The 442-nt window shown below is 66.3% G+C and carries 1 protein-coding gene; it reads right to left on the bottom strand.

Features of this window, described 5'->3' with window-relative positions:
* Positions 1-442 (bottom strand): HAD-IA family hydrolase (locus DYI22_RS17320; RefSeq protein WP_213479298.1); only part of this gene is annotated, 442 nt, incomplete at both ends.

The raw sequence follows: 442 nt of genomic DNA, 5'->3' as shown, positions 1-442 counted from the left end.
GTCAGTCTGGCGTTCAACCACCAGATCTTCCAGGCTGCTCAGCACGAGGTCGGCTTCATCCCGACGGGGGGCATCGGCGGGCACGTTGACCGCGATAGTGCGACAGCCGGCCGCCAGTCCGGAGAGGAGCCCCGCCGGCGCATCTTCCACCACCGCGCACTCCCCGGCAGGCAGACCCAGCCGCTCGGCGCCCAGCAGATAGGCGTCCGGCCCCGGCTTGCCATGCTTCACCTGCTCAGCGGTGACAAACACCTCCGGCATCGGCAGGCCCGCCGCGCGGTGACGCGCATGGGCAACCGGAATCGAGCCGGAGGTGACAATCGCCCACGGGATCCCGGCCTCATTGAGCGTATTCAACAGGGCTAACGCCCCCGGTAGAGCGACGATGCCTTCGATATCAGAGGCTTCCATCTGCTCGAGATAACGGAATTCGGCCTGGATA

It is taken from the genome of Marinobacter lipolyticus (assembly GCF_018424605.1).
Classification (GTDB): Bacteria; Pseudomonadota; Gammaproteobacteria; order Pseudomonadales; family Oleiphilaceae; genus Marinobacter; species Marinobacter lipolyticus_B.
This window is presented reverse-complemented; position numbering and strand designations above follow the sequence as displayed.